This is a genomic window from Aeromicrobium massiliense JC14, from assembly GCF_000312105.1.
In the GTDB taxonomy this organism is placed as follows: Bacteria; Actinomycetota; Actinomycetes; order Propionibacteriales; family Nocardioidaceae; genus Aeromicrobium; species Aeromicrobium massiliense.
This window is the reverse complement of the sequence record NZ_HE978636.1, coordinates 546,215-565,259: the sequence shown is the minus strand read 5'-3', so window position 1 is coordinate 565,259 and position 19,045 is coordinate 546,215. Positions and strand designations below refer to the sequence as shown.

Genomic DNA, 19,045 nt, shown 5'->3' with positions numbered 1-19,045 from the left:
GGCGCCCGGGCGCTAGGCCCGGGCGGTGGTCTCCTGGACGAGCCGGACGATCGTGTCCGGCTCGTCGATCATCGGCACGTGCCCGGCGCCGAGCAGGTCGACGTGACGCGCGTCGGCCAGCTGGCGTCGGGCACGGCTGCTCTGTCCGTGGCGCAGGATGCGGTCGCGCGTGCCCCAGGCCACCGTCACCGGCACGTCGACGGTGCCGTGGAAGTTGTAGGTCGCCCCGGAGCGCGCGATCGGCCAGAACGCCGACCCGTCCCGGAGCGCGAGCGAGTCGCCGTACATGCCGTCGGCGTCCAGCCGCTCGGTGTGGGTGAACAGCGCCATGCCGGCGAGCCGGCGCCCCAGGCGCGTCGCGGTGACGCGGCGCAGCACGGCCGCGGGCGCCGAGGCCGTGCCCTTGAGCACGGCCAGCACGCCGAGCGCCTGCAGGCGGTCGCCCAGGTGGCGGAAGAACCCGGCCGGGCTGAGTGCCACCACCGACGCGGCGTGGCCGCGCTGGGCCAGCTCCAGGGCCATCGCCCCACCGAGCGAGTTGCCCATGACGTGCGGCTTGGAGATGCCCAGCCGCTCCAGCTCGGCCACGACGGCGCGGCAGGCGGCGTCCATGTCGATCGTCGATCCCGGCGGGAACGGGTCGGACTCGCCGAAGCCCGGCAGGTCGGCGGCGATGACGTCGTAGGACTCGGCGAGGCGCGCGAGCACCGGGTCCCAGGCCTGGCGGCGGTGACCGATGCCGTGCAGCAGGAGCAGCGGCTCCCCGGTCCCCTTGCGGGTGGTGGCCAGGCGCTGGATCGGGGTCGCGGTGGTCGTCATCGGGCTCCTCGGGTCGGTACGTGACACGCAGGATGTCACATGCCGGGAGCGCGGGGAACCCCGCGCGTCAGGCCGGGCGGCGGTAGACCGACAGCAGCGTGATGTCGTCCATCGGCATCCGGGTGCGCGCCAGCGTGTTGACCGCGGCGAACAGGTCGCGGGGAGCGGCGTGCTGGCGGACGAGGTCGGCGACCGGCTCCAGCCAGCGATTCTCGTCGTCCAGCAGGTCGAGCACGCCGTCGCTGAACACCACGAGCCGGTCGCCCGGCTCCATCCGGGTGACGTGCTCGGTGAACCCGCGGCCGGGGACGACGCCCAGCGGCAGGTCCTCACCGCGCATCTGCTCGGCGGTGCCGTCGGCCCGCACGAGCACGGTGAGCCCGAGCCCCGCGTCGACCCAGCGCAGCTCGCCGGACGCCAGGTCGGCGATGCCCTCGAACAGGGTCACGAACGAGCCGGCGCGGTCCAGGTCGGCGATGCTGCCCTCCTCGAGCAGCGTGATGACGCGGCCCAGGTCGGCGCCGTCCGCGACGGCGCTGCGGGCCGCGCGCAGGCCGACCCGGACGCCCGCGCCGATGAGCGCGGCCGACGTGCCCTTGCCCATCACGTCGGCCAGGCCGAAGCTCAGCAGCCCGTCGTCGACCGAGTAGTCGAAGTAGTCGCCGCCGACGGCCTGGGCCGGCGTGCAGACGCCCTCGACCTGCCACTCGTCGAGCTCGAGCGGGGCCTCCGGCAGCATCGCCGCCTGCACCATGTGCGCGCGGGTCATCTCCGCCGACGCGAGCAGCTCGGACTCGGCCCAGCCGCCCAGCTCGTCCAGCAGCCGCATCTCGCGCTCGCTGAACTCGCGCGGCCGGACGTCGAACAGGCAGAACGTGCCCAGCGCGTTGCCGGCCGGGTCGCGCAGAACGCGCGCGGCGTAGAAGCGCAGCGCCCCCTCGCCGGTGGCGAAGGGCAGGTCCATGAAGCGGGGGTCGGCGGCGGTGTCGTTCGACACCACGACGGTCTCCAGCTCGATGGCGCGGCTGCAGTAGGTGTCCTTGCGCGGCACCGGGGCGCTCGGCAGGCCGCGGATGGTCGGGTACCAAGCCTGGTCGGCCTCGATCAGCGTGATCGAGGACGCTGGCACGTCGAAGGCGACCTGCGCCGTGCGGGTCAGGCGGTCCAGCCGCTGCTGGTGGGCGTCGTCCAGGACGCCCACGTTCTCCACCGCGCGCAGCCGGCGCTGCTCGGCCTCGACCACGTCGTGCTGCTCCACGTCCCCGTCACTCCTGTCGTCGTCCGTGCTCTCGCACCCTAGTCAAGGGCGAGGGAGCCCGCGCGGGCCGGACGCTGGCCGCTCGTCCCCCTCCGCTGGCCGATGGTCCCTTGCGACCATGACAGCGCCACTGTCAGGATGGGCCCTCCACAGTGAGGAGCATCACCATGCAGCGCGACATCTTCGAGCCCGACCACGACGCCTTCCGCGACACCGTCCGCGCGTTCTTCGAGAAGGAGGTCGCGCCGAACCACGAGCAGTGGGAGAAGGACGGCGTCGTCTCGCGCGAGCTGTGGCGCAAGGCCGGCGAGCTCGGCCTGCTCGGCTTCATGATGCCCGAGGAGCACGGCGGCGGCGGCATCCACGACTTCCGGTTCAACGCGATCCTGTCCGAGGAGCTGGCCCGCATCGGCGCCAGCGGCGTCGGCTTCGTGCTGCACACCGACCTGGTCTCCAGCTACCTGCTCGCGCTCGCCAACGACGAGCAGCGGGCACGCTGGTTCCCACCGTTCTGCACCGGCGAGATCATCAGCGCGATCGCCATGACCGAGCCGGGCACCGGGTCGGACCTGCAGAGCATCGCCACCACCGCGGTGCGCGACGGCGACCACTACGTGCTCAACGGCGCGAAGACGTTCATCTCCAACGGCATCCTGTCCGACCTGGTGATCGTCGCGGCCAAGACCGACCCGTCCGCCGGTGCCATGGGCGTCTCGCTCATCGTGGTCGAGCGCGGCATGGAGGGCTTCGAGCGCGGCCGCAACCTGGACAAGATGGGGCTCAAGGCGCAGGACACCGCCGAGCTGTTCTTCGACGACGTCCGCGTGCCGGTCGAGAACCTGCTCGGCCAGGAGGGCCACGGCTTCATCTACCTGATGCAGAACCTGCCGCAGGAGCGCCTGGCCATCTCGGTCGGCGCGATGGCCGCGACCCGCGCGATCCTGGACATGACGCTGGACTACGTGAAGGAGCGCAAGGCGTTCGGAAAGCCGATCGGCTCGTTCCAGAACAGCCGCTTCGTGCTTGCCTCGCTGGAGACCGAGTACCGCATCGGCCAGTCGTTCGTCGACGCCAGCATCGCGGCGCACAACCGCGGCGAGCTGACCGCCGAGGAGGCGGCCATGGGCAAGTGGTGGACCACCGAGCTGCAGAACAAGGCCGCGGCGCAGTGCCTGCAGCTGCACGGCGGCTACGGGTTCATGACCGAGTACCCGATCTCGAAGGCCTACACCGACAGCCGCATCCAGACGATCTACGGCGGCACGACCGAAATCATGAAGGAGATCGTCGGCCGCTCGATGGGCCTGTAGGACCCCGGCCGGGACCCGTCCCGGCGCGGACGCGGAGGGACCACGCTCGACCGAGCGTGGTCCCTCCGTCGTTCCCGGGCGTAGGGATGCCGTCAGGAACCGGACGGACGGCGTCAAGGAAGCATCAAGGACCCTGAGGTCTGGCGTCGTCCGGGCGTAGGAACGGGGCGTGCTCGACGTCCTCTACGTGCTCCTCACCGTGGGAGCCTTCACCCTGCTCGCCCTGCTGGTCGACCTCCTGGACAGGAGGGCGCAGCGATGAGCGACGTGCTGCCCGCCCTCGGCCAGGTCGCGATCCTCGTCACGGCCCTCGCCCTGTCCACCCCGCTGCTCGGCCGCCACCTGGCCCGCACCTACACCTCCGAGCGGCACCTGCTGCCCGAGCGCGCCACCTACCGGCTGCTGCGCGTCGACCCCGACGCCGACCAGTCCTGGCGCACCTACGCCCTGAGCGTGCTCGGCTTCTCGCTCGTCGGCCTGCTGCTCCTCCACGGCCTCGGACGCCTGCAGCCGCACCTGCCGCTGTCGCTGGGCCTCGACCCGCTGCCCGCGGACGGGGCCTGGAACACCGCGGTCTCGTTCGTGGCCAACACCAACTGGCAGTGGTACTCCGGCGAGGCGGCCGCGGGCCACCTGCTGCAGGCCGCCGGCCTCACCGTGCAGAACTTCGTCTCGGCCGCCGTCGGCATGAGCGTCGCCGCCGCGTTCGCGCGCGGCCTGGCCCGCAGCCGGGCCGGCGGACGGGTCGGCTCCTTCTGGACCGACCTGGTCCGCAGCCTCGTCCGCGTGCTCGTGCCGATCGCCGTGCTCGGCGCCACCGCGCTCGCGGTCGGTGGCGTGGTGCAGAGCTGGCACGGCCCGCGGGACGTGACCACGCTGACCGGCGGCACGCAGCCCGTGCTCGGCGGACCGGTGGCCAGCCAGGAGGCGATCAAGGAGCTCGGCACGAACGGGGGCGGCTTCTTCAACGCGAACTCCGCGCACCCGTTCGAGAACCCGACGCCGGTCACCAACCTGCTCGAGATCTTCCTGATCCTGCTGATCCCCTTCGCCATGGCGTGGGCGTTCGGCCTCATCGTGAAGGACCGGCGCCAGGGCGGCGCCGTCCTGGCCGTCATGGCCCTGCTGCTCGGTGCCTCCACGGCGCTGCTGACCTGGGCCGAGATGGCCGCTCCCGGCACCGTGCCGGCCCTGGCCGGCGGCGCGATGGAGGGCAAGGAGGTGCGGTTCGGCGAGGCGGGCTCGGCCCTGTTCGGCGCCGCGACCACCGGCACGTCCACCGGCGCGGTCAACGCCATGCACGACTCGTTCACCGCACCCGGCGGCGGCCTGACCATGTTCAACATGATGCTGGGCGAGATCGCGCCCGGCGGCGTCGGCTCGGGCCTGTACGGGATGCTCGTGCTCGCCGTCGTGGCGGTGTTCCTGGCCGGGCTCATGGTCGGACGCACCCCCGAGTACCTGGGCAAGAAGATCGGCCAGCGCGAGATCGTGCTCGTCGCCCTGTACGTGCTGACGACGCCCGTGCTCGTGCTGGTCGGCACCGCGCTCGCGCTGAGCGTCTCCCCGGGCGTCGCCGGCCTGCAGGAGACCGGGCCGCACGGCCTGTCCGAGGCGCTGTACGCCGTGACGTCCGCGGCCAACAACAACGGCAGCGCCTTCGGCGGCCTGACGTCCGGCACGCCGTTCTGGAACACCCTGCTGGGCACGTGCATGCTGCTCGGCCGCTTCGTGCCGATCGTGCTCGTCCTGGCCCTGGCCGGACGCTTCGCCGCCGCCCCGCGGCTGCCGGCCGGTGCCGGCACGCTGCCCACCCACCGTCCGCTCTTCGTGGTCCTGCTCTCGGGCGTGGCCGTCGTGGTGGTCGGCCTGACCTATGTGCCGGTGCTCGTGCTCGGCCCGATCGTGGAGTCCCTCTCGTGAACACCCAGACCCTGAACCGCCCGGCCCCGGCCGAACCCGCCTCCGCCACCGCGCGGCGTCCCCTGCCCGTCCAGCTGCGCGAGGCGCTGCCCAGCGCCCTGCGCAAGCTCGACCCGCGCGCGCTGCTGGCCAGCCCGGTCATGCTCGTCGTCGAGCTCGGCGCGGTGCTGACCACCGTCATGACGCTCGTCGACCCCGGCACCGTGGGCGTCGGCGTGACCATCTGGCTGTGGCTGACCGTGCTGTTCGGCAACCTGGCCGAGGCCGTGGCCGAGGGTCGCGGCAAGGCCCAGGCCGACAGCCTGCGCGCGCTGCAGGAGGAGACGACGGCGCACCGCCTGAGCGGACGTCCCGACCCCGCCCGCGGCTCGCTGCTCGACCAGCCGGCCGAGGTCGTGCCCAGCACGTCCCTGCGCCCGGGCGACCTGGTGGTCGTCACCGCCGGGGAGCGCATCCCCGGCGACGGCGACGTGGTCGAGGGGGTCGCGTCGGTCGACGAGTCGGCGGTCACCGGCGAGTCGGCCCCGGTCATCCGCGAGTCCGGCGGCGACCGCTCGGCCGTCACCGGCGGCACGATCGTGCTGTCCGACCGCGTCGTCGTGCGCATCTCGTCCGAGCCCGGGCACTCGTTCGTCGACCGGATGATCGCGCTCGTCGAGGGCTCCGAGCGTCAGCGCACCCCCAACGAGATCGCGCTGAACGTGCTGCTGTCGTCGCTGACCGCGATCTTCCTGGTCGTGGTCGTGACGCTCCACTTCGTCGCCGGCTACAGCGACGCCGGCCAGGGCGTGCTCGTGCTGACCGCGCTGCTGGTGTGCCTGATCCCCACGACGATCAGCGCGCTGCTGTCGGCGATCGGCATCGCCGGCATGGACCGGCTGCTGCAGCGCAACGTGCTGGCCATGTCCGGCCGCGCGGTCGAGGCCGCCGGCGACGTGGACGTGCTGCTGCTCGACAAGACCGGCACGATCACCTACGGCAACCGCCAGGCCTGCGCGGTGCTGCCGGTCGCGGACGTGCCGGACGCCGAGCTCGCCGACGCGGCCCTGCTCTCGTCGCTGGCCGACGAGACCCCGGAGGGTCGCAGCATCGTGGCCCTGGTGCGTGGCGACGGCACGCGCCCGCCGGTGCCGGCGGCAGCCACGCTCGTGCCGTTCTCGGCGTCCACCCGCATGAGCGGCGTCGACCTGCCGGGCCGCTCGGTCCGCAAAGGGGCCGCGTCGGCGGTCGCCCGCTGGGTCGAGGAGCAGCAGGGCGTCGTGCCGCACCAGGTCGGCGACGTCGTCGAGGGCATCAGCCGCGCGGGCGGCACGCCGCTGGTCGTCGCCGAGCAGCGCGCGGGCGAGGTGCCGCGCGTTCTGGGGGTCGTCCACCTCAAGGACGTCGTCAAGGACGGCATGCGCGAGCGCTTCGCCGAGCTGCGGGCCATGGGCATCCGCACGGTGATGGTCACCGGCGACAACGCCACCACCGCGGCAGCCATCGCCGAGGAGGCCGGTGTGGACGACGTGCTGGCCGAGGCGACGCCCGAGGACAAGCTGGCGCTCATCCGCCGCGAGCAGGAGGGCGGTCGCATGGTCGCCATGTGCGGCGACGGCACCAACGACGCGCCTGCGCTGGCGCAGGCCGACGTCGGCGTCGCGATGAACACGGGCACGACCGCGGCCAAGGAGGCCGGCAACATGGTCGACCTGGACTCGGACCCGACCAAGCTCATCGACGTGGTGGAGATCGGCAAGCAGCTGCTCATCACCCGCGGTGCGCTGACGACGTTCTCCGTCGCCAACGACGTCGCCAAGTACTTCGCGATCCTGCCGGCGATGTTCGTCGTCGCCTTCCCCGGTCTGGACGTGCTCAACGTGATGCGGCTGAGCAGCCCGGAGTCGGCGATCCTCTCGGCGGTCATCTTCAACGCGCTCGTCATCGTCGCCCTGATCCCGCTGGCGCTCCGCGGCGTCCGCTACACGCCCAGCTCGGCCTCGGCCCTGCTGCGCCGCAACCTGCTGATCTACGGCGTCGGCGGCGTGGTCGCGCCGTTCGTCGGCATCAAGCTCATCGACCTGCTCGTCTCGACCCTCCCCGGAGCGTGACCCCGTGAAGACCCTGTTCTCCCTCTACCGCCAGAGCCTGGCCGGCCTGCGCGCCATGCTCGTCGCGACCCTCGTGCTGGGCGTCGCCTACCCGCTCGTCGTCCAGGGCGCGGCCGCCGTGGCCGCCCCATGGGCCTCGCAGGGCTCGATGATCACCGCCGACGGCGAGCACACCACGGACCCCGACGAGGCGGTCGGCTCGGCGCTGATCGGCCAGGTCGTGGACGACCCGGACCTGTTCCAGCCGCGGCCGTCCGCCGCCGGCGACGGCTACGACACGCTGGCCAGCGCCGGCTCCAACCTCGGCCCGGAGAGCCCGGACCTCGTCGAGCTCGTGACGCAGCGCCAGGCCGAGGTCGCCGCCCGCGAGGGCGTGGACGAGTCCGAGGTGCCGGTCGACGCGGTCACCGCGTCCGGGTCGGGACTGGACCCGCACGTGTCGGTCGCGTACGCCGCGCTGCAGGCGCCGCGGGTCGCCCGGGCTCACGGCCTGGACGTCGCCGCGGTCGAGGCGCTCGTCCGCGAGCACACCGACGGACGCACCCTGGGCGTCCTCGGCGAGTCGCGGGTGAACGTCCTGGAGCTGAACGCGGCCGTGCTGCGGGCCGCCGACGGCGACTGACTGGCAGGATTCGAGCGTGGAGACGACGGTGCGTCGCGGTCGGCTGACCGTCTACCTGGGTGCGGCACCGGGGGTCGGCAAGACCTTCGCGATGCTGGACGAGGCGCGCCGCCGGCTCGACCGCGGCACCGACGTGGTCGTCGGCCTCGTCGAGACCCACGGGCGCGCCCACACCGAGGCCCGGCTCGAGGGCCTGGAGGTCGTGCCGCGCAAGGTCGTCCACCACGGCGGCGCCACCTTCACCGAGATGGACACCGAGGCGATCATCGCCCGTCGTCCGGCCGTGGTCTGCGTCGACGAGCTGGCGCACACCAACGTGCCGGGCAGCGCCCACGCCAAGCGGGTGGACGACGTCGAGCAGATCCGCGCCGCGGGCATCGACGTCATCACGACGATCAACGTCCAGCACCTGGAGTCGCTCAACGACGCGGTGGAGCGCATCACCGGCGTGCGGCAGCGCGAGACGGTGCCGGATCCGGTGGTGCGGCAGGCCGACCAGATCCAGCTCGTCGACATGGCGCCCGAGGCGCTGCGCCGCCGGCTCGCGCACGGCAACGTCTACCGGCCCGAGCAGGTGGACGCGTCGCTGTCGTCGTACTTCCGCGTCGGCAACCTCACCGCCCTGCGCGAGCTGGCGCTGCTGTGGCTGGCCGACCGGGTGGACGACGCGCTCGACGACTACCGCCGGGCGCACCGCATCGACGCGCCGTGGCCGGCCAAGGAACGCATCGTCGTCGCGGTCACCGGCGGGCCGGAGAGCGAGAGCCTCCTGCGCCGCGGTGCCCGGCTCGCCCAGCGGTCGGCGGCCGGTGAGCTGCTCGCCGTGCACGTCATCGTCGAGGACGGGCTGGCCGGGCAGGACTCGGCCCGCATCGCCCGGCTGCAGCAGCTCACCGCGTCGCTCGGCGCCACCTTCCACTCGGTCGTGGGGGAGGAGCCGGCCAGCGCCGTGGTCGACTTCGCCGTCGGCGCCAACGCCACGATGATCGTCGTCGGCACGTCCAGCCACGGCCGGCTGCGCCGCCTGTTCACCGGCACCACCGGCGAACGGGTGGCCTCGTTGGCCGGGTCGGTGGACGTCCACCTGGTTACTCACGACGAGCGGCCGCGCCTGGCCGGGCGCCGGCGCCGTCCGTCGTCCCTGGGCCGACGCCGGCAGGTGATCGGGCTCGCTCTCGGACTGCTGCTCCCGGTCGTGCTGACCCTCGCGCTGCGCGGCGTCGAGCACAGCAGCGAGCAGCTGCCGCTGGACGTGCTGCTGTTCCTCGGCGCCACGGTGCTCGTCGCGCTGGTGGGGGGTCTGCTGCCCTCGCTGGTGGCCGCGCTCAGCGGGTTCGTGCTGCTCAACTGGTTCTTCACCCCGCCGGTGCGCGAGCTGACGATCTCCGAGCCGACGAACGTCCTGGCCCTCGTCGTGTTCGTCGCGGTGGCCGTCGGCGTCGCGTCCGTCGTCGACCGCGCCTCGCGCCGGGCCGCGGACGCCGTCCGGGCGCGCACCGAGGCCGCCACCATGACCGCCCTGTCGCGCTCGGTGCTGACCGGCCAGGACACCGCCGAGGCCGTCGTCGAGCGTGTCCGCGAGACGTTCGGCCAGGAGTCGGCGTCGCTGCTGGTGCGCGACGGCGGCAGCTGGCGCGTCGTGGCCGGCACCGGCGGACGTCCGCCGGAGCGCCCCGAGGACGGCGAGACGACCGTCGACGTGGACGACCGGCACGCGATCGTCCTGCACGGCAGCCCGCTGCGGGCCGGTGACCGCCGCGTCCTGGAGGCGTTCGCCGTGCAGACCAGCCTGGTGCTCGAGTACCGGCGGCTGCGCGAGCGTGGTGACCGGGCGGCCGCCCTGGAGCGGGCCGAGGCCACGAGCACCGCGCTGCTGCGGGCCGTCTCGCACGACCTGCGCACCCCGCTGGCCATCACCCGCACCGCCGTCGACGGCCTCGCGTCCGACGCGCTCGCCCCCGACGAGCGCGCCGAGCTCGTCGCCGCCGTGGCCGAGTCGACCAGCCGGCTCGAGCAGCTCATCGACGACCTGCTCGACCTGTCGCGGGTCGAGGCCGGCTCGCTCCATCCGGTGCTGCGTCCACGCAGCCTCGAGGAGGTGCTGCCGGTGGCGGTGTCCGGCCACGCGCCGGGGGCGGTTGAGCTGCTGCTGGACGAGTCGGTGCCGTTCGTGCGCACCGACGGCGGTCTGCTCACCCGCGTCGTGGCCAACCTGGTCTCCAACGCCGTGCGCCACGGCCGCGGTGCCCCCGTCCGGGTCGCGGCGCACGTCCTGCCGGAGACGGTCGAGGTGCACGTCGTCGACCGCGGCCCGGGCGTGCCCGCCGACGTCCGCGACCGGATGTTCGAGCCGTTCCAGCGGCTGGACGACAGCAGCGGCGAGGGCCTCGGCCTCGGCCTGGCCGTCGCTCGCGGGCTGGCGGACGCGCTCGAGGCGACCCTCACCGCCGAGGACACCCCCGGCGGCGGGCTGACGATGGTGCTGGCCCTGCCGCGGGCCGGCCGCGACGAGGAGACCCCGTGAGCGAGCACGCCGCGACCGAGCGGACCACGAGCGGCAAGGTGCTGGTGGTCGAGGACGAGCCGGCCCTGGCCCGGGCGCTCGCGATCAACCTGCGCGCCCACGGCTGGGAGGTCGTCACCGTGCCGGACGGGCGGTCCGCGCTCGACGCCGCGGCGACCGGCTCCCCGGACGTCGTCGTGCTCGACCTCGGCCTGCCCGACCTCGACGGCACCGAGGTCATTGCCGGCCTGCGCGGCTGGACGAACGTCCCGATCGTCGTGCTGTCGGCGCGCCAGCACGGCGAGGACAAGGTCGAGGCGCTCGACCTCGGGGCCGACGACTACGTGACCAAGCCGTTCGCGATGAACGAGCTGATGGCCCGGCTGCGCGCCGCCGTGCGCCGGGCCCAGGACGCCGGCGCGCCGCAGGTCGCCGAGGTGGTGGTGGGCGACTTGGTCGTCGACCTCGCCCGCAAGCGCGTCGCCCGCGCCGGCGAGGACGTCCGGCTCACGCCGACCGAGTGGGCGTTCCTGGAGCTGCTGGCCCGCAACCTGGGCACGCTCGTGCCGCGCGACCGGATCCTGCGCGAGGTGTGGGGCCCGGCCTACCTGCACGAGGGCCACTACCTGCGGGTCTACGCCGCGCAGCTGCGCCGCAAGCTCGAGGCCGACCCGGCCCACCCGCGGCACCTGATCACGTCACCCGGCCTCGGCTACACCCTCGAGCCCTAGGCAGTCAGGTGCGGCGGTGGACGCTGGCGCGCTTGGTCTCGTCGATCGCCTGCGCGTAGGAGTTGACCAGCGCCTGGATGGTGAGTGGCTTGAACCGCTCGACGATGGCGCGGATCTGCGCCGGCGACTCGTGCGACTCCTTCAGGTGCGGCCACACGTGGACGCGGAAGACCTCGTCGATCTCGTGCGCCATCGCGCGGCCGTGCTCGGCGAACACGCGCCGGGCGGCGTCCGCGGCCTCGATCGGCAGGCCGATGTCGATGAGCGACATGCCCAGGCCGAGGTGGGCGGGGGCCACCTCGAAGACGTCCTCGGTGGGGGTGGGGTCGACGACGCCGAGCGCGACGAGCAGCTCGAGGTCGTCGTCGCTGAGCGCGCGCCCGGCCCGCTGCTCGAGCTCGGCCCTGGGCAGGGTCTCGGGCTTGGTCGGCGTCCACGGGGCCAGCAGCGTGCGCTGCAGCGCGACCCGCTCCGGGCTCGCGTCGCCCGGCAGGTTCTCGAGGTAGCCCTCGATCGCGGCCAGGGTGAAGCCGTGCGCCTGCAGCTCGCGGACGAGCTCGAGCCGCACCAGGTGGTCGGGCCCGTAGTAGCCGTTGCGCCCCTCGCGGCGCGGCGGCGGGATGAGCCCGCGGCCGGCGTAGAAGCGCACCGTGCGCACGCTCATGCCGACGCGGCTGGCCAGCTGCTCGATGCTCAGGGTGTCGGCCGACTCGGGAGTCTCCGTGGGTGCGGCGCTCATGGGGGAAGGATAGGTCGCCGGCCGCGCGCGACCCCGCCCCCCGGCCACCGCGATGATGATGTGGGTCATGTCACCGGGGCGCCCTACCGTTCTGACAGTTCTGGTGTCACAATGACGGGAGCGCAGTAAGCAAGCGCTTACATGCTTGGACATTTCCGCTGGGAGGACCCACCCCATGACCGACGCCTTCATCTACGACGCGATCCGCACGCCGCGCGGTCGCGGCAAGAAGACCGGATCGCTGCACGAGGTCAAGCCGGTCACCCTCGTGACCGGTCTGCTCGAGGAGATCCAGAAGCGCAACCCCAACCTGGACCCCGCCCAGATCGAGGACGTGATCCTGGGCTGCGTGTCGCCGATCGGCGACCAGGGCGCCGACATCGCCAAGACCGCCGCGCTCGCGGCCGGCCTGCCCTACGACGTCCCCGGCGTCCAGCTCAACCGCTTCTGCGCCTCGGGCCTGGAGGCGGTCAACCAGGCCGCCGCGCGCGTGCGCTCGGGCTGGGAGGACCTCATCGTCGCCGGTGGCGTCGAGTCCATGAGCCGCGTGCCGATGGGCTCGGACGGCGGACCGTGGGCCATGGACCCGCGCACCGCGCTGCAGGCCGACTTCGTGCCGCAGGGCATCAGCGCCGACCTGATCGCCACCATCGAGGGCTACAGCCGTGACGACGTCGACGCGTTCGCCGCCGAGTCGCAGGCCCGCGCCGCCAAGGCCATCGCCAACGGCTACTTCAAGAACTCGGTCATCCCGGTCGTCGACCCCAACGGCCTGACGATCCTCGACCACGACGAGTTCGTGCGCGAGGGCACCACCGCCGAGAGCCTCGCCGGCCTCAAGCCGTCGTTCAAGGACCTCGGCTCGTTCGCCGGCTTCGACGACGTCGCCCTCGAGAAGTACACCGAGGTCGAGCGCATCAACCACGTCCACCACGCGGGCAACAGCTCGGGCATCGTCGACGGCGCGGGCATCGTGCTGATCGGCTCCGAGGCCGCCGGTGACCGTCACGGCCTCACCCCGCGCGCCCGCATCGTCTCGACCGCGGTCGTCGGCTCCGAGCCCACGATCATGCTGACGGGCCCCGGCCCGGCCAGCCACAAGGCGCTCAAGAAGGCCGGCCTCACCCCCGACGACCTCGACCTGGTCGAGATCAACGAGGCGTTCGCCGCCGTCGCGCTCAAGCTCATGCGCGACCTGGGCGACTTCCCGGCCGACCGCACCAACGTCAACGGCGGCGCCATCGCGATGGGCCACCCGCTGGGCGCCACCGGCGCGATGATCCTCGGCACCCTGGTCGACGAGCTCGAGCGTCGTGAGGGCCGCTACGGCCTGGCCACGCTGTGCATCGGCGGCGGCATGGGCATCGCCACCGTCGTCGAGCGCATCTGATCCGCGGACCCCTCTCACCTCAGGAGTACCCACCGACATGACCACCACCACCGAGGCCGTCCGCTACGAGAAGGACGGCGCGATCGCCACCCTGGTGCTCGACGACCCGAGCCAGAGCGCCAACACGATGAACCAGGCGTACGTCGAGTCCATGGAGAAGGCCGTCGACGCCCTCGCCGCGGACATCGCCGCCGACGCCGACTCGATCCAGGGCGTCGTCATCACCTCGGCGAAGAAGACCTTCTTCGCCGGTGGCGACCTCAAGCTCATGACCCAGGCCACGAAGGACGACGCCCCGGCGCTGTTCGACAACGTCGAGCGCATCAAGGCCACGCTGCGCAAGCTCGAGACGATCGGCAAGCCCGTCGTCGCGGCCATCAACGGCGCCGCCCTCGGCGGCGGCCTGGAGATCGCGCTGGCGGCCCACCACCGCGTCGCGGTCGAGGGACGCTACGAGATCGGCCTGCCCGAGGTCACCCTCGGCCTGCTGCCCGGCGGCGGCGGCGTCACCCGCACCGTCCGCATGTTCGGCATCCAGGACGCGCTGCTCAACGTCCTGCTGCAGGGCCCGCGCATGAAGCCGGCCAAGGCGCTCAAGATCGGCCTGATCGACGAGGTCGTCGAGTCCGCCGACCAGCTCGTCCCGGCCGCCAAGGCCTGGATCGAGGCGAACGCCGGCAACGCCGACGCCGCGTCGCAGCCGTGGGACCGCAAGGGCTACAAGATGCCCGGTGGCACCCCGAAGACCCCCGCGCTCGCCGCGAACCTGCCGGCCCTGCCCGCGATGCTGCGCAAGCAGCTCAAGGGTGCGGACATGAAGGCGCCGAAGGCGATCCTGTCGGCCGTCGTCGAGGGCGCGGCCGTCGACTTCGACACCGCCAGCCGCATCGAGTCGCGCTACCTGGTCGAGCTGCTCGTCGGTCAGCAGTTCAAGAACATGACGCAGGCGTTCTTCTTCGACCTCAACGCCATCAACGCCGGTGGCTCGCGCCCCGAGGGCGTCGAGAAGCGCAAGGTCGAGAAGGTCGCGGTCATCGGCGCGGGCATGATGGGCGCCGGCATTGCGTACGTCTCGGCCCAGGCCGGCATCGAGGTCGTGCTCAAGGACGTCAAGATCGAGGCCGCCGAGAAGGGCAAGAACTACAGCGAGAAGCTGCTCGACAAGGCGCTCGAGCGAGGCCGCATCACGCAGGAGAAGCGCGACGAGGTGCTGGGCCGCATCACGCCCACCGCCGACTACGCCGACCTGGAGGGCTGCGACCTCGTCGTCGAGGCCGTCTTCGAGTCCGTCGACCTGAAGAAGTCGGTCTTCGGCGAGCTCGAGCCGATCGTGAAGTCGGACGCCCTGCTGGGCTCCAACACGTCCACGCTGCCGATCACCAAGCTGGCCGAGGGCGTGCAGCGTCCCGAGGACTTCATCGGCATCCACTTCTTCAGCCCGGTCGACAAGATGATGCTGGTCGAGATCATCGCCGGCGAGAAGACGTCGGACGAGGCCCTGGCCCGCGCGATCGACTACACGCAGCAGATCAAGAAGATCCCGATCGTCGTCAACGACAGCCAGGGCTTCTTCACCAGCCGCGTCATCGGCACGTTCGTCAACGAGGGCATCTCCATGCTGACCGAGGGCGTGCACCCGGTCCGCATCGAGCGCGCCACGACGCAGGCGGGCTTCCCGGCCCCGGTGCTGCAGCTGTCCGACGAGCTGAACCTCGAGCTCATGGTCAAGATCCGCAAGGAGTCCATCGCCGCGGTCGAGGCCGCCGGTGGCACGTGGGACGCGTCCCCGGCCGAGCAGGTCATCGACTACATGATCGAGCAGGGCCGCTCGGGCAAGCTCAAGGGCGCGGGCTTCTACGAGTACACCGACGGCAAGCGCACCGGCCTGTGGTCGGGCCTGACCGAGAAGTACCCGACGGCCGAGACCCAGCCGTCGCTGGTCGACATGAAGGAGCGCCTGACGTTCATCATGGCGCTGGAGACGGTGAAGTGCTTCGAGGAGGGCGTGCTCCGCACGACCGCCGACGCCAACATCGGCTCGATCTTCGGCATCGGCTTCCCGGCGCTGCACGGTGGCGTCATCCAGCACATCAACGGCTACGAGGCTGCCGACGGCAGCATCGGCGTGCAGGCGTTCGTCGAGCGCGCGCAGGAGCTGGCCAAGACGTACGGCGAGCGCTTCAACCCGCCGGCGCTGCTGCTGGAGAAGGCCGCGAAGAACGAGAAGTTCTGAGTCGTCGCCTGACGTGAGCGAGGCCCGCCGGACACCGTCTGGCGGGCCTCGGCGCGTCCGGGCCTAGCGCCCGGTGATCGTGACGTCGACGGTGTCGCCGACGTCCTTGCCCAGGGCCTTGCGGACCTTCGCGCTCAGCGACACCATGTGGCCGCCGGTGCCGGTCGGCATCGCGCCGACGTCCTCGAGCCGGACGTCGTCGACCGTGGCGTCGACCCGCACGGTTCGGCCGGTGCCGAACAGCTCGGCCGAGCCCGGGATCTCGACGCAGCTCCAGGTGTCGCCCTTGACCTCGACGCCGATGGTGGTGCGGAAGCTCGTCCGGGGTGCGCTCATGGGGAGCAGGCTAGGGGAGGGGCAGGGCGGGCTGGGTCACACTCGCTCCTTCGGTTAGCCGAGCCTAAGTTAGGCTGATCTGGCTAGATCCGTCCGACCGAGAGACCCGCCCGTGCCCCGTACCGCCGTGCCGTCCCGAGCCGGGACCGCCGCGACCGGACCGGTCGAGACGGCGCCGCGGCACCGCAGCGCCCCGCTGCTCGTCGCCGGCCTCGTCGTGGTCGTGCTGGGCCTGCTGGTCGTCTGCGTCATGAGCCTGGCGCTGGGCAGCCGCGACATCGAGCTCGGCCTGGTGCGCGACGTCTTCCTGGGCGGTGACGCCGCCGCGGCCGACAAGGCGACGCTGCTGGAGATGCGCGTGCCGCGCACCGCCCTCGGCCTGGCCGTCGGTGCCGCGCTCGGCCTGAGCGGCGCGCTGCTGCAGGGCGTCACCCGCAACCCGCTCGCCGACCCCGGGATCATGGGCATCAACGCCGGCGCCGCCGCCTGCGTCGTCCTGGGCGTCATGGTGCTGGGCATCAGCGCGCCGGCGCAGACGGTCTGGCTGGGCATGGCCGGCGCGGCCGTGGCGACGTTCGCGGTCTACGGCGTCGCCTCGTTCGGCCGCGAGGGCGCCACCCCGGTGAAGCTGGCGCTCGCCGGCGCCGCGGTCACCGCCCTGCTGAGCTCGCTGACGTCCGCGATCGTGCTGACCAACGTCGAGGCGCTCAACACGCTGCGCTTCTGGCAGGTCGGCGCCCTGGCCGGCCGCTACGCGTCCGTGTTCTGGCAGACCGTCCCGTTCATCGTCGTCGGCGTGGTCGTGGCGCTGGGCGCCGGACGTGCCCTGAACGGCCTGGCTCTCGGGGACGACGTGGCGCGGGCCCTCGGCCAGCGCATCGTGCTGACCCGTTCGGTCGTGTTCGTCGCGGTCGCCGTGCTGTGCGGCGCGGCGGTCGCCGCCTGCGGCCCCATCACCTTCGTCGGGCTCATCGTCCCGCACGTCGCGCGGATGATCTGCGGCCCCGACTACCGCTGGATCCTGGCCTACTCGGTCTTCCTGGCTCCACTCGTGCTGCTCGCCGCCGACATCGCCGGACGGCTCGTGCTCGACCGCGGCGAGCTGCAGGTCGGCGTCGTCCTCGGCGTCATCGGCGCCCCGGTCTTCGTGGCGCTCGTCCGCTACCGGGACGCGGTGCGGCTGTGACCGCCGTCGAGCTGGTGCAGCCGCCCGCGGACGTCCACGTCGACGCCGTCGGCAGCGTCCGCCGGGCCCGCCGGCGCCGCGGCACCGTCGTCACCGGCGTCCTCGCCGCCGTCGCCGGGGCCCTGTTCGTGCTGACGATGATGGTCGGCGACTACGCGATCGGGCCGGTGCAGGTGGTCGCGTCGCTGCTCGGCCTCGGCGACGACCCGGGCGCGGACTTCGTAGTCCGTGACCTGCGGCTCCCGGTCGCGGCGGCCGCGCTCGGCACCGGGCTCGCGCTCGGGTTCGCGGGCACGATCTTCCAGCGCCTGCTCGGCAACCCGCTCGCCTCGCCGGACTTCGTCGGCGTCTCGTCCGGCGCCAGCCTGTTCGCGGTCTCGATGATCCTGCTCGGCGGCGGGGCCGGCCTGGCGGTGTCGGCGTCCGCCCTCGTGGGCGCGGTCGTGACCGCCGTGATCGTGTACGTCCTGGCGTTCCGCGGCGCCATCAGCGGCTACCGCTTCATCCTCATCGGCATCGGCGTGCAGCAGCTGTGCACCTCGCTCATCAGCTACGTCGTCGCCCGCGCCGACGTGTTCGAGGCGCGCGAGGCGATGACCTGGCTGGTCGGGTCGGTCGGCCGCGCGGGGGACACCGAGCTCGCCGTCCTGTGGGTGACGCTCGTGGTGCTGCTGCCGCTCGCGCTCGTGCTGTCGCGCTCGCTGGCCACGCTCGAGCTCGGCGACGACGCTGCCAAGGCGCTCGGCGTCCGGGTCGAGCGCTCGCGCCTGGTGCTGCTCGCGGTGTCGGTCGCGCTGACCGCCGTGGCCGTCGCGGTCACCGGGCCGCTGCTGTTCGTCGCCCTCGTCGCCGGCCCGATCGCCCACCGCGTGCTCGGTCCGGCGTCGTCCGGCGGCCTGCTCGCCGCGGGCTGCGTCGGCGCGATCGTGCTGCTCGGCGCCGACCTCGTCGCCCAGAACCTGTTGCCCACGCCGTTGCCCGCGGGCGTCGTGACCGGTCTGCTGGGCGCGCCGTACCTCATCTGGCTGCTGGCCAGCGTCAACCGGGAAGGACGGGGCGGATGACGCGCACCCCCCACTCGCTGCGGGCCGAGGGCCTGAGCCTGGCCTACGACGACCGCACCGTCGTCGACCAGCTCGACGTCGAGCTGCCCGACGGCGCCATCACCGTCATCGTCGGCGCGAACGCGTGTGGCAAGTCCACGCTGCTGCGCGGGCTGGCCCGGCTGCTCAAGCCCGAGTCCGGTCGCGTGCTGCTCGACGGCGAGTCGGTGCACGAGATGGCCAGCAAGGACGTCGCGCAGGTGCTCGGGCTGCTGCCGCAGACGCCGCTGGCCCCCGACGGCATCACCGTCGGCGACCTGGTCGGTCGCGGCCGCTACCCGCACCAGGGCTTCTTCCGCCGCTGGACGGCCGACGACGATCGCGCCGTCGCGGCCGCGCTGGAGGCGACGGGCACCGCCGACCTGGTCGACCGTCGCGTGCAGGACCTCTCGGGCGGCCAGCGCCAGCGGGTCTGGATCGCGATGGCCCTGGCCCAGGAGACCGACCTGCTGCTGCTCGACGAGCCGACGACCTACCTCGACATCAACCACCAGGTCGAGCTGCTCGACCTGCTCACCGACCTCAACCGGGCCGAGGGCACCACGGTCGTGCTCGTGCTGCACGACCTCAACCTGGCCTGCCGCTACGCCGACCACATCATCGCGATGAAGGCCGGCCGCATCGTGGCCGAGGGCGCGCCGGTGGACGTCGTCGACGCGGCGCTGGTCAGCGAGGTGTTCGGCCTGCCGTGCGAGGTCGTGCCGGACCCGGTCAGCGGCACGCCGATGATCGTGCCGCGTGGGCGCCACCACGCGGGACGCCTGGTCGGTTCGGCTCCGGGAGCCGTGGACGCGCCGTAGAG

Annotated in this window: 15 protein-coding genes; 11 read left to right on the top strand and 4 right to left on the bottom strand. The window is 72.8% G+C overall.

What is annotated here, in order from left to right; all coding sequences use genetic code 11:
• Positions 1 to 12: 12 nt before the first annotated feature.
• On the bottom strand, positions 13 to 819 hold the full coding sequence (locus tag HGAM_RS02910) for an alpha/beta fold hydrolase (protein WP_019143970.1): 807 nt from the start codon (positions 817 to 819) through the stop codon (positions 13 to 15).
• A 67-nt stretch (positions 820 to 886) separates the two neighbouring features.
• A complete protein-coding gene (locus tag HGAM_RS17400; RefSeq protein ID WP_019143969.1) occupies positions 887 to 2,077 on the bottom strand; it encodes a PP2C family protein-serine/threonine phosphatase in 1,191 nt (396 codons plus the stop codon).
• A gap of 167 nt (positions 2,078 to 2,244) precedes the next feature.
• On the opposite strand from HGAM_RS17400, the gene HGAM_RS02900 reads away from it, so the two are divergent.
• The 6 genes from HGAM_RS02900 (at position 2,245) to HGAM_RS02870 (ending at position 11,256) form a co-directional block, all read left to right on the top strand.
• A complete protein-coding gene (locus tag HGAM_RS02900; RefSeq protein ID WP_019143968.1) occupies positions 2,245 to 3,387 on the top strand; it encodes an acyl-CoA dehydrogenase family protein in 1,143 nt (380 codons plus the stop codon).
• A gap of 258 nt (positions 3,388 to 3,645) precedes the next feature.
• Positions 3,646 to 5,310, top strand: a complete 1,665-nt coding sequence (kdpA, locus tag HGAM_RS02890) for a potassium-transporting ATPase subunit KdpA (RefSeq protein WP_019143966.1) — start codon at positions 3,646 to 3,648, stop codon at positions 5,308 to 5,310.
• A gap of 11 nt (positions 5,311 to 5,321) precedes the next feature.
• Positions 5,322 to 7,400: a potassium-transporting ATPase subunit KdpB gene (gene kdpB, locus HGAM_RS02885; protein WP_038951508.1), complete on the top strand. Its 2,079-nt coding sequence runs from the start codon at positions 5,322 to 5,324 to the stop codon at positions 7,398 to 7,400.
• A gap of 4 nt (positions 7,401 to 7,404) precedes the next feature.
• A complete protein-coding gene (gene kdpC / locus HGAM_RS02880; RefSeq protein WP_019143964.1) occupies positions 7,405 to 8,022 on the top strand; it encodes a potassium-transporting ATPase subunit KdpC in 618 nt (205 codons plus the stop codon).
• Positions 8,023 to 8,038: 16 nt separating this feature from the next.
• Positions 8,039 to 10,546: a DUF4118 domain-containing protein gene (locus tag HGAM_RS02875; protein WP_019143963.1), complete on the top strand. Its 2,508-nt coding sequence runs from the start codon at positions 8,039 to 8,041 to the stop codon at positions 10,544 to 10,546.
• Complete coding sequence (locus HGAM_RS02870) at positions 10,543 to 11,256, top strand: response regulator transcription factor (RefSeq protein ID WP_019143962.1); 714 nt, start codon at positions 10,543 to 10,545, stop codon at positions 11,254 to 11,256. The genes HGAM_RS02875 and HGAM_RS02870 overlap by 4 nt, the downstream gene beginning before the upstream one ends.
• A 4-nt stretch (positions 11,257 to 11,260) precedes the next feature.
• On the opposite strand, the gene HGAM_RS02865 is transcribed toward HGAM_RS02870, so the two are convergent.
• Entirely contained in the window at positions 11,261 to 11,995 is a 735-nt protein-coding gene (locus HGAM_RS02865; RefSeq protein ID WP_019143961.1) for a MerR family transcriptional regulator, read from the bottom strand.
• Between the two features lie 175 nt (positions 11,996 to 12,170).
• Here HGAM_RS02865 and HGAM_RS02860 point away from each other — a divergent pair, with 175 nt between their 5' ends.
• Both HGAM_RS02860 and HGAM_RS02855 read left to right on the top strand, forming a co-directional pair.
• Positions 12,171 to 13,385: an acetyl-CoA C-acetyltransferase gene (locus HGAM_RS02860; protein ID WP_019143960.1), complete on the top strand. Its 1,215-nt coding sequence runs from the start codon at positions 12,171 to 12,173 to the stop codon at positions 13,383 to 13,385.
• A gap of 37 nt (positions 13,386 to 13,422) precedes the next feature.
• The gene (locus HGAM_RS02855) at positions 13,423 to 15,618 is read left to right on the top strand and encodes a 3-hydroxyacyl-CoA dehydrogenase NAD-binding domain-containing protein (RefSeq protein WP_019143959.1); all 2,196 of its coding nucleotides are present in this window, start codon (positions 13,423 to 13,425) and stop codon (positions 15,616 to 15,618) included.
• A gap of 63 nt (positions 15,619 to 15,681) precedes the next feature.
• Here HGAM_RS02855 and HGAM_RS02850 read toward each other — a convergent pair whose 3' ends face one another.
• A complete protein-coding gene (locus HGAM_RS02850; RefSeq protein WP_019143958.1) occupies positions 15,682 to 15,954 on the bottom strand; it encodes a DUF1905 domain-containing protein in 273 nt (90 codons plus the stop codon).
• Between the two features lie 112 nt (positions 15,955 to 16,066).
• Here HGAM_RS02850 and HGAM_RS02845 point away from each other — a divergent pair, with 112 nt between their 5' ends.
• From HGAM_RS02845 to HGAM_RS02835, 3 genes are read left to right on the top strand one after another with little or no spacing between them, the layout of a single operon-like run.
• Positions 16,067 to 17,140, top strand: a complete 1,074-nt coding sequence (locus HGAM_RS02845) for a FecCD family ABC transporter permease (RefSeq protein ID WP_019143957.1) — start codon at positions 16,067 to 16,069, stop codon at positions 17,138 to 17,140.
• Complete coding sequence (locus HGAM_RS02840) at positions 17,137 to 18,204, top strand: FecCD family ABC transporter permease (protein WP_019143956.1); 1,068 nt, start codon at positions 17,137 to 17,139, stop codon at positions 18,202 to 18,204. The genes HGAM_RS02845 and HGAM_RS02840 overlap by 4 nt, the downstream gene beginning before the upstream one ends.
• A complete protein-coding gene (locus HGAM_RS02835; protein ID WP_019143955.1) occupies positions 18,201 to 19,043 on the top strand; it encodes an ABC transporter ATP-binding protein in 843 nt (280 codons plus the stop codon). Before HGAM_RS02840 ends, HGAM_RS02835 begins: the two co-directional genes overlap by 4 nt.
• Positions 19,044 to 19,045: the final 2 nt, after the last annotated feature.

Coding starts and splice junctions, on each gene's coding strand:
- kdpA (WP_019143966.1), top strand. CDS start 3,646: ATGAGCGACGTGCTGCCCGCCCTCGGCCAGGTCGCGATCCTCGTCACG.
- HGAM_RS02910 (WP_019143970.1), bottom strand. CDS start 819: ATGACGACCACCGCGACCCCGATCCAGCGCCTGGCCACCACCCGCAAG.
- HGAM_RS02850 (WP_019143958.1), bottom strand. CDS start 15,954: ATGAGCGCACCCCGGACGAGCTTCCGCACCACCATCGGCGTCGAGGTC.
- HGAM_RS02835 (WP_019143955.1), top strand. CDS start 18,201: ATGACGCGCACCCCCCACTCGCTGCGGGCCGAGGGCCTGAGCCTGGCC.
- HGAM_RS02860 (WP_019143960.1), top strand. CDS start 12,171: ATGACCGACGCCTTCATCTACGACGCGATCCGCACGCCGCGCGGTCGC.
- HGAM_RS02865 (WP_019143961.1), bottom strand. CDS start 11,995: ATGAGCGCCGCACCCACGGAGACTCCCGAGTCGGCCGACACCCTGAGC.
- HGAM_RS02855 (WP_019143959.1), top strand. CDS start 13,423: ATGACCACCACCACCGAGGCCGTCCGCTACGAGAAGGACGGCGCGATC.
- HGAM_RS02900 (WP_019143968.1), top strand. CDS start 2,245: ATGCAGCGCGACATCTTCGAGCCCGACCACGACGCCTTCCGCGACACC.